Source organism: Vibrio sp. B1ASS3, assembly GCF_905175355.1.
GTDB lineage: Bacteria > Pseudomonadota > Gammaproteobacteria > Enterobacterales > Vibrionaceae > Vibrio > Vibrio owensii.
In genome coordinates this window covers 969,560-986,339 of sequence record NZ_HG992742.1, presented here as the reverse complement: position 1 = coordinate 986,339, position 16,780 = coordinate 969,560, and the positions used below count along the sequence as shown (strand labels likewise).

General features: G+C 46.1%; 18 protein-coding genes. 10 read left to right on the top strand and 8 right to left on the bottom strand.

The genetic code is table 11. The annotated features are described in order from the left end of the window. Window positions 1–300 carry a DUF3301 domain-containing protein gene (locus tag KJB05_RS04555; protein ID WP_009707427.1) on the top strand — a complete coding sequence of 100 codons (300 nt, stop codon included), beginning with the start codon at window positions 1–3 and terminating at the stop codon, window positions 298–300. Here KJB05_RS04555 and KJB05_RS04550 read toward each other — a convergent pair. Next, entirely contained in the window at window positions 260–745 is a 486-nt protein-coding gene (locus tag KJB05_RS04550; RefSeq protein ID WP_208445284.1) for a GNAT family N-acetyltransferase, read from the bottom strand. The two genes, KJB05_RS04555 and KJB05_RS04550, sit on opposite strands and share 41 nt — an antisense overlap. A 922-nt stretch (window positions 746–1,667) precedes the next feature. Between KJB05_RS04550 and KJB05_RS04545 the strand changes: the two genes are divergently transcribed. The 3 genes from KJB05_RS04545 (at window position 1,668) to KJB05_RS04535 (ending at window position 3,221) form a co-directional block, all read left to right on the top strand. Beyond that, window positions 1,668–1,961, top strand: a complete 294-nt coding sequence (locus KJB05_RS04545) for a hypothetical protein (RefSeq protein ID WP_009707429.1) — start codon at window positions 1,668–1,670, stop codon at window positions 1,959–1,961. Continuing rightward, the gene (locus tag KJB05_RS04540; RefSeq protein ID WP_005436748.1) at window positions 1,958–2,401 is read left to right on the top strand and encodes a YaiI/YqxD family protein; all 444 of its coding nucleotides are present in this window, start codon (window positions 1,958–1,960) and stop codon (window positions 2,399–2,401) included. The genes KJB05_RS04545 and KJB05_RS04540 overlap by 4 nt, the downstream gene beginning before the upstream one ends. Before the next feature lie 94 nt (window positions 2,402–2,495). Further along, window positions 2,496–3,221 carry a MipA/OmpV family protein gene (locus tag KJB05_RS04535; protein ID WP_208445280.1) on the top strand — a complete coding sequence of 242 codons (726 nt, stop codon included), beginning with the start codon at window positions 2,496–2,498 and terminating at the stop codon, window positions 3,219–3,221. Window positions 3,222–3,263: 42 nt separating this feature from the next. Here the strand turns inward: KJB05_RS04535 and KJB05_RS04530 are convergent, their stop codons facing one another. The 4 genes from KJB05_RS04530 to KJB05_RS04515 all read right to left on the bottom strand — a co-directional run bounded on the left by KJB05_RS04530 (window position 3,264) and on the right by KJB05_RS04515 (window position 6,993). Further along, window positions 3,264–4,643: an IS4 family transposase gene (locus KJB05_RS04530; protein WP_213053097.1), complete on the bottom strand. Its 1,380-nt coding sequence runs from the start codon at window positions 4,641–4,643 to the stop codon at window positions 3,264–3,266. Between the two features lie 145 nt (window positions 4,644–4,788). Continuing rightward, entirely contained in the window at window positions 4,789–6,375 is a 1,587-nt protein-coding gene (locus tag KJB05_RS04525) for an AbgT family transporter (RefSeq protein ID WP_199458822.1), read from the bottom strand. Window positions 6,376–6,603: 228 nt separating this feature from the next. Next, window positions 6,604–6,729: a type B 50S ribosomal protein L36 gene (gene ykgO, locus KJB05_RS04520; RefSeq protein WP_009847431.1), complete on the bottom strand. Its 126-nt coding sequence runs from the start codon at window positions 6,727–6,729 to the stop codon at window positions 6,604–6,606. A 3-nt stretch (window positions 6,730–6,732) separates the two neighbouring features. Further along, window positions 6,733–6,993 (bottom strand): type B 50S ribosomal protein L31, encoded by a 261-nt coding sequence (locus KJB05_RS04515; RefSeq protein ID WP_009707432.1) that lies wholly within the window; start codon window positions 6,991–6,993, stop codon window positions 6,733–6,735. Window positions 6,994–7,118: 125 nt separating this feature from the next. On the opposite strand from KJB05_RS04515, the gene tsaA reads away from it, so the two are divergent. The 5 genes from tsaA (at window position 7,119) to KJB05_RS04490 (ending at window position 10,994) form a co-directional block, all read left to right on the top strand. Then, window positions 7,119–7,814 (top strand): tRNA (N6-threonylcarbamoyladenosine(37)-N6)-methyltransferase TrmO, encoded by a 696-nt coding sequence (gene tsaA / locus KJB05_RS04510; protein ID WP_208446287.1) that lies wholly within the window; start codon window positions 7,119–7,121, stop codon window positions 7,812–7,814. A 111-nt stretch (window positions 7,815–7,925) separates the two neighbouring features. Then, window positions 7,926–9,641 (top strand): proline--tRNA ligase, encoded by a 1,716-nt coding sequence (locus KJB05_RS04505; RefSeq protein ID WP_005436740.1) that lies wholly within the window; start codon window positions 7,926–7,928, stop codon window positions 9,639–9,641. Between the two features lie 173 nt (window positions 9,642–9,814). Then, a complete protein-coding gene (locus tag KJB05_RS04500; RefSeq protein WP_208446288.1) occupies window positions 9,815–10,483 on the top strand; it encodes a tellurite resistance TerB family protein in 669 nt (222 codons plus the stop codon). Window positions 10,484–10,596: 113 nt separating this feature from the next. After that, window positions 10,597–10,803: a YaeP family protein gene (locus KJB05_RS04495; RefSeq protein WP_005529380.1), complete on the top strand. Its 207-nt coding sequence runs from the start codon at window positions 10,597–10,599 to the stop codon at window positions 10,801–10,803. Then, the gene (locus KJB05_RS04490; protein WP_010449802.1) at window positions 10,803–10,994 is read left to right on the top strand and encodes a DUF4250 domain-containing protein; all 192 of its coding nucleotides are present in this window, start codon (window positions 10,803–10,805) and stop codon (window positions 10,992–10,994) included. The genes KJB05_RS04495 and KJB05_RS04490 overlap by 1 nt, the downstream gene beginning before the upstream one ends. Window positions 10,995–11,087: 93 nt before the next feature. Here the strand turns inward: KJB05_RS04490 and KJB05_RS04485 are convergent, their stop codons facing one another. Then, window positions 11,088–12,452 carry a sodium-dependent transporter gene (locus KJB05_RS04485; protein ID WP_005436738.1) on the bottom strand — a complete coding sequence of 455 codons (1,365 nt, stop codon included), beginning with the start codon at window positions 12,450–12,452 and terminating at the stop codon, window positions 11,088–11,090. Window positions 12,453–12,822: 370 nt separating this feature from the next. Between KJB05_RS04485 and KJB05_RS04480 the strand changes: the two genes are divergently transcribed. Continuing rightward, window positions 12,823–15,363, top strand: a complete 2,541-nt coding sequence (locus KJB05_RS04480; protein ID WP_208446289.1) for an Ig-like domain-containing protein — start codon at window positions 12,823–12,825, stop codon at window positions 15,361–15,363. A 77-nt stretch (window positions 15,364–15,440) separates the two neighbouring features. On the opposite strand, the gene KJB05_RS04475 is transcribed toward KJB05_RS04480, so the two are convergent. Together KJB05_RS04475 and KJB05_RS04470 are read right to left on the bottom strand one after the other, a co-directional pair. Continuing rightward, window positions 15,441–16,184 carry a YggN family protein gene (locus KJB05_RS04475; RefSeq protein WP_005436731.1) on the bottom strand — a complete coding sequence of 248 codons (744 nt, stop codon included), beginning with the start codon at window positions 16,182–16,184 and terminating at the stop codon, window positions 15,441–15,443. A 59-nt stretch (window positions 16,185–16,243) separates the two neighbouring features. Beyond that, complete coding sequence (locus tag KJB05_RS04470) at window positions 16,244–16,723, bottom strand: GreA/GreB family elongation factor (RefSeq protein ID WP_005436729.1); 480 nt, start codon at window positions 16,721–16,723, stop codon at window positions 16,244–16,246. Window positions 16,724–16,780: the final 57 nt, after the last annotated feature.

The window sequence follows — 16,780 nt, the reverse complement described above, 5'->3', positions numbered from 1 at the left end:
ATGATCGGTGACCTACTAGCCATTTTAGGACTGTGTTTTTTCTGTTTTTTGTTTTGGCAACAACGACGTCAGTCAGAGTTGGCAAAAGCGGCAATTTCGCGTAAGTGCGATCAGTTAGATTTGCAATTAGTCAGCATTGCATTTGGTGCGCATAAATTGAAAACGCCAGACGGAATCTGGCGTTGGCATACAGTGTATCAATTTGAGTTTTCATCCCTTGGTGATGATTGCTACCAAGGTGAGTTAACGATGATCGGGTTTAGGCCGCTGAACTTTCACCTACCGCCACATCGCTTGTAAATTCCATTTCAAAGTAAGGGCCGTAAAGGTCCTTGCTTTCTCTCGTTTTTGTAAATCCTAGTTTTTCCAGCACTGCCATGGATGCTTTGTGGTTGCTATTCACATTTGCTTTGACTTTGTGTAGCCCAAGCTCACGGCACGCTTTCGGGAAAAACGCCTTTAGCGCTTCTGTCGCTAACCCTTTACCCCAATAAGCTTTATCAAAGATAAACCCTAGCTCTGGTTCATGATCTAGGTTTGAAATGAACACGTGTCCCATATAATCACGGCTGGTACTCTCAAGCACCGCCATACTGTGGACATTCTCATCGTCCAGAATCTTCTCAAACAACTGTTTGGCAGAAGACACGGTATGAGGTCCATTCATCTCTGCGCGATTTTTAGCGCAGCAATTCAACATCACGAACTCTAGTTGCAACGACTCATTGTAGGGTAGAAGAAGCATTCTTCTGGTTACTATGGTCACATCTGTTCCTTGATTACAGCAAACTTAATTTATCCGCATAGCAGAAGCTCAAGAGCTATCGATTGAAAAGCCATCGATTTGTATGCGGCACATAACGCCTTTTAGAGAAGCCGAAAGTTAAACCAACTGATTGGAAAGGATATTGATCTGGATTGTTTTTTATTCAGTGTTATGAGGAATTTATAAATAATGTGATATCGCCTACTTTCAATCATCCAAAAATATGAAAGCGCGATAAATAAGAAAGACCCCGACACAAAAGTATCGGGGCCATAGTCTTACTCGCAGCAGTCCGGCTACTAATTAGTGCTCCATGCATCATCCATAATAGTGGCTGAATCCGTCAGCTTAGTCCTTACGTCGCCGTCCTAGCGGTGTCCTTATCATCCTGATAGCTAACATTCCCCGTTAGCACACATCACTTGTTCCTTGAGCGGTGTCCTTTGCATCGTCCTGATGCTGTCCTTACCTCAATCCTATGAGGGGTCCATTGTCTATCCTTAGTCATCAACATCCTATTGATGAATGTATCCTTACAATGTCCTACGCTCCTTGCTTGATCACTCATCCTGAATAATCAAATCGTCGTCCTGACGATGACCAAATCCTTGGTGCTTTCCTGTTCCATGTCTGCTTCCTGCCGACAAGGTTTAATTTACGCTTTTCCTTTTAAATCACAATCTACCCGAGAAAATCTTTTGTTGAAAAACTTAGTTAACAGCATGTTAAAATGATATTTTTCATAAACTTAAATGCAAAACACTCTGTTTGGCTGATGACGAAATCGTTTTCTCTCACAACCCGTGTGAGAGATCTCGCACAAGGCACTGCCGAAATTGCTATTCGCTAAAATCAACCGCGCAAAGTATGATGATAGAAGTCATTTTAGTAGGGACAAATTATGTTAACTCAAGACGTCACTAAAGAGCTGGAAGCCGTGATGGAGCAGCTACAGCAGCAAGGCAAAGAGCCCACTGTGGCTCTGGTCAAAGCACGAATGAAAACGCCCGTGCCGATGCCTGCATTAATCGCAACCATCAAAAGTTGGAAGAGCGCAAACCGTATCCCTAAAGTGGAAGTAGCGGTACAAACTCCGAAAGAAGAAGATCGCATTGTTGCGCTGGAGAATACCGTGGCGAAGTTGGTTGCTCGAGTAGAGGAACTGGAAGCAAAACTCAATGAGAAAACATCATGAAGCTGTGGGTAGATGCGGATGCTTGTCCGAAAGTAATCAGAGAGACGATTGTACGCGCCGCTGAGCGCACGGGCGTTGAATGTACATTTGTAGCCAACCATGTGGTCCCTGTACCTAAACGAGCCAATATCCACTCTTTGCAAGTCCCTGCTGGCTTTGATATTGCCGACAATGAAATTGTTCGTCGTGTCGAAGCAAACGACTTAGTGATTACCTCTGATATTCCATTGGCAGACGAAGTGATCAGCAAAGGTGCTCAAGCACTGAGCTCACGAGGCGAGTTATATACCAAAGACACCATCAAAGCACGTTTGAATATCCGTGATTTCATGGACACCATGCGCTCAAGTGGCATTCAGACTGGCGGCCCTGCAGCTTTGTCTCAAACGGAGCGCAGAGAGTTCGCTAACCACCTCGATAGAATCCTTGCCAAGCGTTGATTGCGCCTCCCCCTCGCATGAAAATCATTCGTTGATGAAATAGGAATCACAAAACTCCGTTCTTTGTTGTTAGAACAAGAACGGAGTTTTATTTATGAAGTCACGGATTGCCTTTTCTCTCACTTTGCTTTTATCGAGCCCTCTTTCATTGGCTAACGATGAGTCTTTTGGCATTGTTGGCGGCAGTGTCACCGATGGCGAAAGCGTGTTTTCCGTCAAAGACACCCCTCAGCTTGGCGCAACACCGAATCTGTTTTATTCAGGGCCGATAGGTTTTATTGATGGCAGCTTAGCCAACTGGCAAGCTTTACCCTATGTAGGCATATCGGCCAATTGGCGTTTCGCAGAAGTCTCCGATACCTTTGCCGATTTGCCAGATGGCATCAACGACCGCGATGGTAATGGTGAGCTTGGTATTACCTTAGGAACGGTCGGCGCGAGACTGACTTATTTGCAGGATGTCACTTCAGAACACAATGGCTATGAAGTTCAATTGCATCTCGGTCGGACGTTAGAAACTTGGTTGCCACCTTTTACCCTGACTCCATATCTTGAAGTCGACTATCGTGACAAAAAACTCTCTCACCACCTCTACAATGTCTCTGCACAAGAGGCCGCTGCATCTGGGTTAAACGAGTTCAAAGCCGATTCTACTTTTGTTTATCAAGCGGGAATTATCGGTTTGTATGAGTTCACACCATCTTGGATTGGCATTTCTAAAGCTGAGTTTATGCATCACGATAGCGACAGCCCTTTAATTCAACGTGATGTGGGATGGTCGTTTGAAGTCGGCCTAACTTATCGCTTCGCTGGACTTTAAACAAAAAAGCCTGCGATAAACGCCTGTCTCTTGATCACAAGTCTAGTGATCAAGAGACATTGCGAGTTCGTAGCCTTCAAGGATGGTTTGTAGTTTAAACCATCCTTCCCAAAGTGCCTTTATTGAAGCTCTGCCCGTCCTCTTGGTATCTTTCCAACCGCCTAATTTAGCGAGATTCTTGTACGCCCAGCCCATATCCGGCGTTTCTTTAGGTAACGTCTTACTTTCTAGTTTCAACCACAGCAGCTTCCAAGCTTTTTTGCCCAAGACCTTTTCACAACTTTCTGTTGATAGCTCATCAACCTCTTTAATGAAGCGTAACGCCAATAAACGTGTCGCAACAAAGGCATAGATGACACTTAACCTCTCTAAGTTACCTTTACTTTGGAGTCTTAGTGACTCCACATCCGTACCTTCACTTTTCCAGACTTTATGGAAGTCTTCAATCAGCCATCGACGCTCGTAATAACCGATAATTCTCATGGCGTCTTCAGCGTTGTTTACTGGCTCCGACGTCAAGAGGTGCCATGCTAACTTGTCTTTTGATGTCCCTTGCTCAAGGCAACCAACATAATAAACAGGTATGCCTGCGTGCTCCTTTTTGTTTGCTGGAGCCTTTAATGTCACCTGACCATATTTAACATCAAGATTTACATCTCTCGCTTTTCTTCCTCCTTTTTGGGGGATGGTAAGCTCTTTTGTCTGGACGCTTGGTAACGCTTGCGCATAGTCGTAAAGCTTTTGAGCGTGCTCTTCTAGACAGCGGCTTTGCATTGAACGAACGACAAAACGCTGCTGATGTTGACGTTTATAAGTTAAGTATTCGAATAGGTCAGCTTCTCGGTCACAGACCGAGATAACATCTAACATCTTATCCCCTAGGCGCTCAACGACACGGCGAGAAGCTTGCTCCCATTTGTAACTCTCTTTCTCCTCGTAAGGACGAGTCGCGTGTTGGTGCTTTTGCCCACGCTTAGTAATATCTCGGCTCCATCGTTGTTGCTCTATAAGACCAACAATGGTCTGACTTTGTGGTGCAAAAAGTAACGTCGAATGTACATGGAGAGCTCGAATTCTGTCGCCTTGATTCGTGTGCCCGAGTTCATCTTTTATACTTCGATGAGGAAAACAGAGCGTTGTTGTATCTTCAAGCGCGAGTAATTCCTCATGCTCGTTAGCTCGAGATACCGTTGATTGAAAACCTGCTTCAGCGATGTCTTTTGCATCGATGTTTTCATTGCGGATAAAGCGATATGCCCCTTCCATATCGGCGGGAGAAAAAGGAAGTTTAGCCACGGAGACTCCTGGTTGATTAGCAATGGAAGTCGCTAAACTGATGAGGCGTTGTGTTCTTCGAGGGTCTTTAAGTTGTGCTTGTCCAAATTGTTCTTGTGCCCAAAGTTTAGCGTCTGAGTGTGTCATCTTAGTGTTTCAGTAAGGATTCTTAAGTGATCAGAGCGCACACACGTTAAAGAGTTCAAAAAAATCCCCAAGCTATAAGCTTGGGGATTTGTGTATAAGAGACAGGCGATAAACGCAGGCTTTGAGAGCTGAGTGAGGTTGCCAATTAAGGCGTGTAGTACGTTGCCGCACCAGGACCTACTGGTAAACCGAATACGAATACCCATAGGTAGAACAACACACTCCAACCTACGATGAAGACAATCGAGTACGGCAACATAGTCGCGATCAGCGTACCGATACCTAGGTTCTTCATGTAGCGTGTTGCTACCGCCAAGATAAGACCGAAGTAGCTCATCATTGGTGTGATGATGTTCGTCGTTGAGTCACCGATACGGTAAGCCGCCTGAATCGTTTCTGGCGCGTAACCCACAAGCATTAGCATAGGAACGAAGATAGGTGCTGTTACCGCCCACTGTGCCGATGCAGAGCCGATCATAAGGTTAATGAAGCCACACATTAGAATGAATGCGAAGAACAGCATTGGGCCAGTTAGACCGATTTCTTGTAGGAAGCTTGCACCCGCTACTGCAAATACTTGACCAAAGTTAGTCCACTTAAAGAAAGCAACAAACTGAGCAGCAAAGAATACCAACACGATGTACATGCCCATTGAAGACATAGACTTCGACATAGCATCAATCACGTCGCGATCGTTTTTCATTGTGCCAACCACTCGGCCGTACACAAAACCAGGTACCGCGAAGAACACAAAGATAAACGCTACGATACTCTTCAGGAATGGAGAACCGGCAACTGTGCCAGCATCAGAACGCAGAACACCGTCAGCAGGAATGATAGTCCATGCCAGTAGCGCCGATACTGCTAGAACAGCGATACCCGCCAGTTTAAGACCTTTCTTCTCTACGTCAGTCAGTGTACCCATCTTATCTTGAGACAGATCTTCCGCTGCTTCTTCATCGTTGTATTTGCCAAGTTTCGGCTCAACGATTTTCTCCGTTACAAATGCACCGGTAATCGCGATAAAGAAGGTAGAAACAAACATGAAGTACCAGTTTACTTCTGGGCCTACCGTGTAAGTTGGGTCAATCATCTGTGCAGCTGTTTCAGTGATACCTGAAAGCAGTGGGTCAACCGTACCAATTAGTAGGTTTGCAGAGTAACCACCAGATACACCAGCAAACGCGGCTGCTAGACCTGCAAGTGGGTGACGACCTAATGAGTGGAAGAGCATTGCAGCTAGTGGGATCAATACCACGTAGCCAAGCTCAGATGCCGTGTTTGAAATGATACCTGCGAAAACAACAGTCACGGTAACCATGCGCTGAGAAGCGCCCATTACTAGGCCACGCATTGCAGCAGAAAGTAGTCCAGAATGTTCTGCAATGGCAACACCAAGCATCGCAACCAAAACCGTACCTAACGGTGCGAAGCCAACAAAGTTTTTCACTAGGTTAGTAACAATCAGTTCTAAGCCGTCAGCGTTGAGCAGACTGACTACTTGAATCATGCCGTCCGCTGCACGCCCCGGTGCGCCTTCTGGGCGAGGATCCATGACTGCGACTTCAAAGTAGCCCGCGATACCGGACATCACTAGGATTGCAAGACAGAAAATGGCGAAAAGTGTGATTGGGTGGGGTAAAAGGTTCCCCAAATATTCAACTGTATCTAAGAAGCGCGTGAATAGTGGCTTCTTTGGCGAGTTTTGTTTCATTGAAGCAGATGAACTCATCTGTTCCCTCCTTGTATTTATTCCTGCGCATTTGTGACAAAAATGTCATAAAGCTTGCGCAGGGTACTCGACACAAGGGTTAAGTGAAAGTTCAAAACGTTACAGAATGTAACTTAAAGGCGGATTTATGACCTATTATAGATAAAAATATAGTTATATCACCCACATATAGATCATAAATTAGCATTATAAGTAACTGCATCCCATAAATTATTACGATACTTATGGTTATTTCTGCACCGCCTTGAAGCGCGGGTTCGACTTACAAATGACGTATAAACGCCCTCTTCTTTTCACGATTTGGCAATCAGGGTGTCGGCTTTTTGCACTCTTTAATGATTTAACAACTTTCATCTCTTAGTCCTTATCTTTATTAAATTGACCAAAGCGACGATTAAAGTTCGCAATACGGCCTTCCGCTTGAACCACACGTTGCTTACCGGTGTAAAACGGATGAGAAGCGGATGATACATCGAGAGTGAAATATGGATAAGTTTTGCCATCTTTCCATTCGATAGTGCGATCAGTGTGTAGTGTCGACCCCACAACAAAGTACTCATCTACGCTTGTGTCGTGAAATACCACGGGGCGGTATTCTGGGTGGATACCTGGTTTCATATTAATTGTCCTTTCGATTAATTGTTATGTTATAACAATGCAATTAAGAATCATTATCAATAAAAAAGCAAGCGGAATTTTGTGGTACTTTAGCTTCCATCTCCCATGCATAAGACAACGTATCCATGTATTCCATTGAGCCTATTGGTGTTATTCAAAGCCCATACAAAGAGAAATTTGCTGTCCCTCGCCAACCTCGATTGGTGCCAGCCGCGCGCTCACGCGTCAAACTTCAAGGCGCAGCAAATAGTCCAGAAGCCGTGCGCGGATTGGAGCAGTTTTCTCATGTTTGGTTGTTGTTTTTGTTTGATCAGAATTTAGAAGCCGGATGGAAACCAACTGTGCGCCCGCCTCGTTTGGGCGGCAATGAGCGTATTGGTGTGTTTGCTTCACGTTCGACTTTTCGCCCGAATGGCATTGGTATGTCAGCGGTAGAAGTTAAAGGTATCAGCAAGGAAGGCGATCAGATCTATTTGGATCTTGGTAACGTAGACTTGGTCGATGGAACGCCAATTGTTGATATCAAACCATACATCCCCTACTCGGATTCTATTGCAGAGGCACAAGGTGGCTACGCAGAAGACGAACCTGAAAAATCACAGGTCGACTTCTCTTCAGCGGCACTGGCAGCACTCGAAAAACGTGACGATACTGAGTATGTCAAAACGGTGATCGAGCAGGTTCTAGCACAAGATCCTCGTCCGGCTTACAAGAAAAACAAGCCTGACAACAAGGAATATGCGGTAAATTTGTTCGATCTGAACGTTAAGTTCATGGTTAGCGATAACTTAATAACAGTTACTGCGATTGAAAGCTTTTGACAAAGGCATTTGGCTGATATTATAAGCGGCTAACAATTTTCCCCTTGTGGGACCTTCATACTCCTGTCCATTCTGGCTTGAGTATCTAACTTTAATAAACGGATAAATTTAATGCGTACCAGTAATTATCTTCTTTCTACTCTGAAGGAGACTCCAAACGACGCAGAAGTAGTGAGCCACCAGCTCATGCTACGCGCAGGTATGATCCGTAAGCTGGCTTCAGGTCTTTACACCTGGCTGCCTACTGGTCTACGTGTGCTGCGTAAAGTCGAAAACATCGTTCGTCAAGAAATCGACAATGCAGGTGCAGTCGAAACTTTGATGCCCGTTGTTCAGCCGTTTGAACTATGGGAAGAGACAGGTCGTTCTGAGAAGATGGGTCCTGAGCTACTTCGCTTTACTGACCGTCATACTCGTCCGTTTGTTCTTAGCCCTACAGCTGAAGAAGTGATCACTAGCCTTGTGCGTAACGAAGTGAGCTCTTACAAACAGCTTCCGCTAAACCTGTACCAAATCCAGACTAAATTCCGTGATGAGCGTCGCCCACGTTTCGGCGTAATGCGTGCACGTGAGTTCTGTATGATGGATGCATACAGCTTCGACATCGACAAAGAAGGTCTAGAGAAATCTTACCAAGCGATGCACGATGCTTACTGTAAAGCATTCGACCGTATGGGCCTTGAGTACCGTCCAGTACTTGCTGACTCTGGCGCTATCGGTGGTAGTGGTTCTCAAGAGTTCCACGTACTTGCTGAAAGCGGCGAAGACCTAATCGCATTCTCTACTGAGTCTGATTACGCAGCGAACATCGAAAAAGCAGAGGCGGCAGCACCTGCAGGTGAGCGCGCTGAACCAACTCAAGAGATGACGCTGGTTGATACGCCAAACGCGAAAACAATCGCGGAGCTTGTAGAGCAACACGGTCTAGCAATCGAGAAGACAGTAAAAACTCTATTCGTTAAAGCGTCTGATGAAGTAGATGCTGACATCATCGCTCTTATCGTTCGTGGTGACCACGAGCTAAACGAAGTGAAAGCAGAAAACCTACCTCAAGTTGCTTCTCCACTAGAGATGGCAACAGAAGAGGAAATGCGTGCACTTATCGGCGCTGGCGCTGGTTCTCTAGGCCCTGTTGGCCTTGAACTTCCATTCATCGTTGACCGTTCTGTTGCTGTAATGAGCGACTTCGGTGCGGGCGCAAACATCGACGGTAAACACTACTTCGGTATCAACTGGGGTCGTGACGTTGAACTAGGCCAAGTTGAAGATCTACGTAACGTAGTAGAAGGCGATCCAAGCCCATGTGGTCAAGGTACGCTAATGCTTAAACGTGGTATCGAAGTTGGTCACATCTTCCAACTAGGTAACGTTTACTCAGAAGCGATGAACTGTGGTGTTCTTGGTCCTGACGGTAAGAACGTAATCCTAGAAATGGGTTGTTACGGTATCGGTGTTTCACGTGTTGTTGCTTCTGCAATCGAGCAAAACCACGACAAATACGGCATCATTTGGCCAGACGCTCTAGCGCCTTTCCAAGTGGCTATCGTTCCTATGAACATGCACAAGTCTGAAGAAGTGAAAGAAGCAGCTGAGAAGCTGTACGCTGAACTGACGGCTATGGGTATCGAAGTACTATTCGATGACCGTAAAGAACGCCCAGGCGTAATGTTCTCTGATATGGAACTGATCGGTATTCCTCACACTATCGTGATCGGTGATCGTTCAATGAAAGAAGGTAACTTCGAGTACAAGAACCGCCGCTCTGGTGAGAAGACAGCCGTTGCAATGGCAGACATCGTTGAGCACGTTAAAGCTCAACTACAATAAGCTGCACTAAGCACACTGTGCTGAATATATAGCGATGAAAAGGGTTGGCTTCGGTCAGCCCTTTTTTACATCTGATTTTTTAAGTGTGTAGACCGTCTCTAATATTTACGTTGTTAATCTTTGGTTCAGATTTATCACCTTACACTGGATTTAATCTAGTAAGGAGGTTACTCATGGATCTAAAAAGTCTTCTTAACCAAGCACTCAAATCAGACCTACTTAAACAAGGTAGCGATGCGCTCAGTAAACAAACGAGCAATATCAAATCATCATCAAGTTCTAGCCAGCTAAAAACCCTTGGTGCAGGCGCGATTGGTGGCGGCCTTATCGGCATGTTAATGGGCTCTAAAAAGAGCAAAAAGATGGCCAAGAAAGTGGGCACTGGCACACTCAAAGTCGGTGGCGCAGCGGCATTAGGTGCTTTGGCTTACAAAGTCTATAACGATTGGCAAGCAAAACAGGATACACAAGGTGTCAACGAAACCTTCGATCCTGATGACAACAAACATGCAAAGCTGATCCTTAAAGCCATGATTGGTGCAGCGAAAGCCGATGGCCATGTCGATGAACAAGAAATGGCTCGCATCGAACAAGCACTGACAGAAATGGGCGCAGATGAGCATGTAAGACAGTTGGTTCATCAAGAGCTACACAAGCCGCTCGATCCAGCAGAAATTGCGCGCTTGGCGACCTCTCCACAACAGGCTTCAGAAATATATCTAGCATCACTGATTGTGGCCGATGAGCAAAACTTTATGGAAAAAGCGTATTTGCAGGAACTTGCGAAGCAACTCAACCTTGCGCCAGAAGTGACGCATCAGTTGGAAGCACAGTTGCAGTGATGAATGTTTGCTCAAGTTGCTTGTTAACTTGAGCCAAAACAATTCTCTGCTTTGAGTTTCAAAACGGCTATGTGTATATTTGAGAGCAGTTATCATTTATTAAGGATTTAGCCATGCAAGTATACGGCTGTTGTGAATTAGTTCGTGAGCTTTACGCTCAAATCGGTAGTGGCGATCAAGCATACGTGCCTCAAGCAATCTCGTGTGCCGTAAGAGCACTGAATGACGTTGCGGCAGACGAGTCTCTACCAAAAGACGTGCGTGAAAAAGCGGCGTTTGCTGCGGCAAACCTACTGATCTCTGATTTCGAGGATAAGTAATGAATTTAGCGAACTTCGAATCCATGGATCCAATCATGCTGATGAGCATCGTCAACATGAAGCTACGTGACGACTTCGGTGGTGATCTGGATAAGCTGGTTGCATTCTTTGATATCGACCGCGCAGCACTTGAAGCAAAACTGGCAACTGCAGGTTTTGACTTTTTGCCTGACGCAGGTCAGTTCCGTTAACAGCCCATCGCGACGGACAACGTAAACAACGAATAGAAAAAAGGGCTTGATGCATTCATCAAGCCCTTTTCTTGTGTGTTTTGCGTAAGTCGATTAGCCGAACGAAGCCCAAATAACGGTCGCTACCAGAATCGGACAAACAAACTTCACGTATGCTGGCCACAACTTACCGAACCAACCTTGAGTGAACTCAGGACAACCTTGCTCTAGCTCTTTGATTTTTGAGTGACGATTCCATACCCAACCACCAAATAGACAGAACAATAGCGCCGCCATAGGTTGTAGATATTGCGTTGCGATGGTCGCAACCATGCCAAACAGTGCGCCGAAGTTAAATACGATAACCACACTGAACAGCGCAATCAGGCCACCTAATACCCAGCTTGTCGTGCTGCGTTTCGTGTTGAATCGCTCACCCACCAAAGCAACCGGACATTCAAGCATCGAGATAGATGACGTCAGTGCTGCAATCGTCAGTAGTAAGAAGAAAACAATTGAGAATAGTTGGCCAAGCAAACCTAAGCTATCAAACATCAGCGGTAGAACAGTAAATACCAATGTATCTGAACTTAATAGCGAACCATCTTCTGCATAGATTTGAACGCCTTTTTGCATCGCAACGAACATTGCTGGCATCACCACTAGACCAGCAATAAAGGCAACTGCGGTATCGACCATAGTCACGTTCATCGCCATCTTCGGCAAGTTCTCTTTCTTACTTAGGTAAGAGCCATAGATAAGCATCGAACAGCCACCGATGGTCAGAGAGAAGAAGCCTTGGCCCATTGCGGCAAGGATAAGTTTGCGATCCCATACTTTCTCGAAATCAGGCACTAGGTAGTGCTTCAAACCTTCCATCGCACCGTTTTGCGTCATGATGTAAATGAACAGCAAACCAAACAGTACAAACAGTGCTGGCATTAGACGTGTAGACCATTTCTCAATGCCCTGCTTCACGCCGCCTTGTACGATCAAAATGGTTAATACATAAAATGTAATCGTACCAAACAAGTTGCGTTCAACGCTGAAGCCTTTCAACCATTGTGTCGCCGCTTCCATGCCCATGATGTCGGTCACTGCGCCCAACATAAAGCAGATCAACCAGCCGCCTACAATCGAGTAAAACGCCAAAACCGCACTTGGCACACTCAGGCCAATCCAACCAACTAGGCCGCCAAGCTTCTTGCCCACTGGGTTGTCTGTTAGAGAACGCATGCTGTCAACTGGGTTTGCTTGACCATGACGACCGATCGCCATTTCTACCACCAGCATTGGGAATGCAACGATAAGAATCATCACCAAGTACACCAACAAGAAGGCGCCGCCGCCGTTGCTTGCTGCTTGGGTAGGAAAGCCCCAAATGTTACCTAGACCCACTGCAGCACCTGCTGCCGCTAAGATGAATCCAAGGCGTGAGCCAAAATGCTCACGAGGCTGAGAAGAAGTTTGTTGTGTCATACCACTCACACAAAATATCAATGAACTAGCTGACTAGTACACTATAGCAATATCTTCTACTCAACAAGAGTCATTAGGTTAATTACTCGACAATCAGATCAATTAGCAGACATTCAGTTTGTAAATTTCCACGTACATCTCATATTCGCCAAGTATCGTTTTTTGTCTTTTTGATGAATTTATAAATCAGCGTGAAGTGAGCCGAAAAATAATGAGCCGAGTTGTAAAGTACGAATAGTTCAACGTGATTTCGTGTTGAAAAGTGAAACATAACGCTTCGAATTTCTCTCCTGAGGTCTATTTATCAACTAGTTATCTAACTATATCTGTTCATGTTCTTACGAACATCGAGTAACTCAAGGAGAGAAAAATGAAGTTCACTCTACTGCATGGTGCAGTGATAGCCGCTCTTAGTGTCAGCTATCAAGCTCAAGCCTACAACTGCCAAAACTTATCAACGTGGGATAGCACAACCGTCTATAACTCTGGCGATCAAGTGCAAACCAAAGGCGTTGCGTATGAGGCTGCGTATTGGACACAAGGTAATGATCCGGTAAACAACTCTGGCCCATGGGAAGCGTGGAAAGGCCTTGGTCAATGTGATGGGGGCGGTACAAACCTCCCTCCAACGGTATCTTTCTCCTCTCCTGCAGATAACGCTCAGATCCCAGAAGGCAGCGTAATCACTTTGTTAGCGAACGCTGCTGACGAAGACGGCCAAGTGGCTCAAGTCGAATTTCTTGCTGGTAACCAGACCGTTGCTGTTGTTACCCAATCCCCTTTCCAAGCTGACTGGACAGCAGTTGAGGGCGTCTCTCAGTTAACGGCAATCGCCACCGACAACGAAGGTGCGGTAACCACAACCAACGTTTCTATTTTCGTTCAACCGCAAACCGAACTACCACCTCCAACCGTTTCTCTAACGAGCCCAACAGGCACAGAAACACCAAGTGTAGGTGACACTATTTCGGTAACGGCCGATGCAGCAGACAGCGATGGTTTAGTCACTCAAGTTGAGTTCTTCATAAACAACCAATCCGTTGCCGTCGATACTGCGGCTCCATATGAATACGTCTGGACGGCGGCAGTCGGTACTCATACCTTCAAAGCGCAAGCAACCGATGATTCAAACCTGACAACTATGAGCCAAGAAGTCTCGCTCGTCGTCAGCGATTCCAGCTCCGGTGGCTGTGCAGATGCTGTGCCTTATGTAGCTGGTAACCGCTATGAAGCAGGCGCACTCGTTTCTAATCTCAACCAGAAATATCGCTGTGATGTTGCAGGCTGGTGTTCTTCTGATGCAGCCTGGGCTTATGAGCCGGGTGAAGGTTTGTACTGGCAGGACGCGTGGACTGGGCTAGGTGCCTGTTCGACACCGCCTCAAGTCGCTATCACCGCACCAAGCGAAGGACAAGTCTTGCTCGCAGGTGACAGTGTTGAAGTCTCGGCGGATGCCAACGATGCAGACGGTAATGTGACTCAAGTGGAGTTCTTCGCCAATGGCACCAGTTTAGGTGTGGTTGCTCAAGCACCATATTCCGTTCTATGGAATGCAACGCTAGTTGGCGCGAATCAACTAAAAGCCATTGCCACAGACAACGATAACAATACGTCCGAGTCTGTCGTCAACGTGACTGTGAGTGACCAAGATTTGGTGATTTCATTGACGTCACCGAGTGCAGGTCAAACCGTCGGTTTAGGTAAAAATCTCGTTCTAAGCGCAGATGCAACCTCACTAACCTCTGGCGTGAAACACGTCGACTTTATGGTGAACGGTGCGATTGTCGCAACCGACACGACGGCACCTTACTCCGCGAACTGGACACCTGCCGCGATTGGTAGCTTTACGGTAAGCGCTCAAGCCACCGACCTTGCAGGTACAACCGCGCTTTCTGATGCGGCATCGATTACCGTTGTTGAACAAACGGAGAAACGTCATAAGTTGATTGGCTACTGGCACAACTTCGTGAACGGTGCAGGCTGTCCTATCCGCCTCGCGGACATGTCTGATGCATGGGATGTGATTGATATTGCGTTTGCAGAAAACGACCGTAACAGCGATGGTACGGTGCACTTCAACCTGTATTCTGGTGACATCTACAGTGATTGTCCTGCGCTAGACCCAGCTCAATTCAAGCAAGACATGGCAGCACTGCAAGCTAAAGGTAAGAAATTCGTTCTGTCTCTTGGTGGCGCAGAAGGCACAATCACGCTAAACACAGACCAAGATGAAGCAAACTTCGTATCGAGCCTGACCGCATTGATTGCCGAATGGGGCTTCGATGGTTTGGATGTGGACCTAGAAAGTGGCTCTAACCTGCTGCATGGTTCGCAAATCCAAGCTCGTTTAGGTGGTGCTTTGTTGCAAATCGAGCAGAACATGGGCGGCGATATGTACCTAACCATGGCACCTGAGCACCCTTACGTACAAGGTGGCTACATTGCTTATAGCGGCATTTGGGGCGCGTACATTCCTGTTATTAACGAAACACGCAGCACACTCGACCTGCTACACGTTCAGTTATACAACAACGGCGGCCTGCCAAACCCATACATGTCTGGCTCGGCTCCAGAGGGATCAGTGGATATGATGGTGGCACAATCTAAGATGCTGATTGAAGGTTTTGAATTGGCAGACGGCACCATGTTTGAGCCACTGCGTGATGACCAAGTGGCGATTGGCTTGCCATCAGGTCCAAGCTCAGCTAACTCAGGTCAGGCGCCAACACAGAACATTCTAGACGCACTAGACTGTCTGACTAAAGGCACTTCATGTGGCACAGTGAAACCAGCGTTTAACTACCCGAACTACGCTGGCGTGATGACATGGTCAATCAATTGGGATGAGCACGATGGCTTCAACTTCTCGAAACCTGTAGGCGATAAACTAACTCAGATGAATGCGGAATAACTCGAATAGAGACTAAATAGTACCCATGTAAAAAGAGCGCCGATAACAGGCGCTCTTTGTTATTTGTGTTTCGCGAATTAAATCGTAAAGACTTGGTAATCTTTTAATGCTGGGATCTTCTTCAGCAGATCTTGTTCTTCACCTGCCATATCATCCAGTGATTCACACAAATCTTCCGCTTGTTTTTCGACGTCTTTCGAATGCTCAGCTAAGCGTTCTTGTACCTTGGCTTGCAGTTCCGTCATGCTTTCAGACAGCGCAGTTAAGTTCAAACCACCGTCTTCTTTCATCTTGGCAGACAAAGCGTCAAATGCGCTGGTTAGGAATTCTTTGTTAAAGATTTCTTGTGCCTTTTCGAAGTCTTGTGACCATGACTCTGTCATCGAGTCAAAACTGTCAGCAGGTAGAATAAAATCACCGTCTTTGTAGTAACGGGCTTCTACATCGGCAAAGAAATCCTTTACCGCAACCTTAACGTTATTAAACGAGTCAGGCGCATCAAGACTTACTGCGATATCATCGATGATGTCATTTGCTAGCGCTAAGCCATCACTCGCGAGCTGTTTCGCTTGCGGAATATAAGCATTCATCTTCTCGCGGTAACTTTCAATTGCCGCTTTTTGATCATCGTCTAGCTCGATCATTTCACCTTTGATGAACAGGTTATTGTCTTCATCGACGACCGCTTTTTCACCATTAGCATGTACGATTTCTAAGTTCTGACCATCCATACGAACTTCGTTGTTAATATCAACGCGACACTGAGCTGCGTAGCCACTGGCACTGATAGTCAACAAGGAGAGCGTGAGCAGTTTCTTCATTACTTTCTCTTTTTCATGGTTATTCTGTTTAACTATAACAGCCACCTATGGGTGGGATGTCAGCAAATCGTCACGACTTCATAACAAGTTGTTTTATCGCCAATTTTCATCTCCACTTCCTCCCCTTCTTCTTTCCCCATCAAAGCACGACCAAGGGGGGATTTCGGCGTAAGAACAAACACCTCTTTGCCTTGCCATTCGACAGTTAGTCCGCCTGAGCAAGGGCCGATAAAGAAGGCTTTTTCAACATCGTTCTCGTCCACTAATTCCACATAAGCACCAACCGCGATACGAGCATCGACAAAATCACGCAACACAAGAGTGCGGTACTGGCGAAGCTCTTCTTCACTCTCTTGCACGCGCATCGCTTGCCCATGTGCGAGGTAAGAAGCCTCTAAAGCTAGCGTATCGTACTTATGCTCGGGCACGGTTTCTTCATCCGTTGCGGCGTCAATCGCTCTCTGAGTCGAGGCATGAGCAACTTGCAGTTTATCTTCGAGTTGTTGAATGATTATTTGGACTAAATCGACTTTGTTCATACTTTTAGGGCGCGCGTTTGGCACTCAGGGTGTGTTAATGTAACCCAGTTTATCATC

Excerpts from the sequence above, each read along its gene's own strand:
- KJB05_RS04505 (WP_005436740.1), top strand. The coding sequence starts at position 7,926 with ATGCGTACCAGTAATTATCTTCTTTCTACTCTGAAGGAGACTCCAAAC.
- KJB05_RS04535 (WP_208445280.1), top strand. The coding sequence starts at position 2,496 with ATGAAGTCACGGATTGCCTTTTCTCTCACTTTGCTTTTATCGAGCCCT.
- KJB05_RS04545 (WP_009707429.1), top strand. The coding sequence starts at position 1,668 with ATGTTAACTCAAGACGTCACTAAAGAGCTGGAAGCCGTGATGGAGCAG.
- KJB05_RS04525 (WP_199458822.1), bottom strand. The coding sequence starts at position 6,375 with ATGAGTTCATCTGCTTCAATGAAACAAAACTCGCCAAAGAAGCCACTA.
- KJB05_RS04515 (WP_009707432.1), bottom strand. The coding sequence starts at position 6,993 with ATGAAACCAGGTATCCACCCAGAATACCGCCCCGTGGTATTTCACGAC.
- KJB05_RS04500 (WP_208446288.1), top strand. The coding sequence starts at position 9,815 with ATGGATCTAAAAAGTCTTCTTAACCAAGCACTCAAATCAGACCTACTT.
- KJB05_RS04470 (WP_005436729.1), bottom strand. The coding sequence starts at position 16,723 with ATGAACAAAGTCGATTTAGTCCAAATAATCATTCAACAACTCGAAGAT.
- KJB05_RS04475 (WP_005436731.1), bottom strand. The coding sequence starts at position 16,184 with ATGAAGAAACTGCTCACGCTCTCCTTGTTGACTATCAGTGCCAGTGGC.
- KJB05_RS04485 (WP_005436738.1), bottom strand. The coding sequence starts at position 12,452 with ATGACACAACAAACTTCTTCTCAGCCTCGTGAGCATTTTGGCTCACGC.
- KJB05_RS04495 (WP_005529380.1), top strand. The coding sequence starts at position 10,597 with ATGCAAGTATACGGCTGTTGTGAATTAGTTCGTGAGCTTTACGCTCAA.
- KJB05_RS04540 (WP_005436748.1), top strand. The coding sequence starts at position 1,958 with ATGAAGCTGTGGGTAGATGCGGATGCTTGTCCGAAAGTAATCAGAGAG.
- KJB05_RS04555 (WP_009707427.1), top strand. The coding sequence starts at position 1 with ATGATCGGTGACCTACTAGCCATTTTAGGACTGTGTTTTTTCTGTTTT.
- KJB05_RS04480 (WP_208446289.1), top strand. The coding sequence starts at position 12,823 with ATGAAGTTCACTCTACTGCATGGTGCAGTGATAGCCGCTCTTAGTGTC.
- KJB05_RS04550 (WP_208445284.1), bottom strand. The coding sequence starts at position 745 with ATGCTTCTTCTACCCTACAATGAGTCGTTGCAACTAGAGTTCGTGATG.
- KJB05_RS04530 (WP_213053097.1), bottom strand. The coding sequence starts at position 4,643 with ATGACACACTCAGACGCTAAACTTTGGGCACAAGAACAATTTGGACAA.
- ykgO (WP_009847431.1), bottom strand. The coding sequence starts at position 6,729 with ATGAAAGTTGTTAAATCATTAAAGAGTGCAAAAAGCCGACACCCTGAT.
- tsaA (WP_208446287.1), top strand. The coding sequence starts at position 7,119 with ATGTATTCCATTGAGCCTATTGGTGTTATTCAAAGCCCATACAAAGAG.
- KJB05_RS04490 (WP_010449802.1), top strand. The coding sequence starts at position 10,803 with ATGAATTTAGCGAACTTCGAATCCATGGATCCAATCATGCTGATGAGC.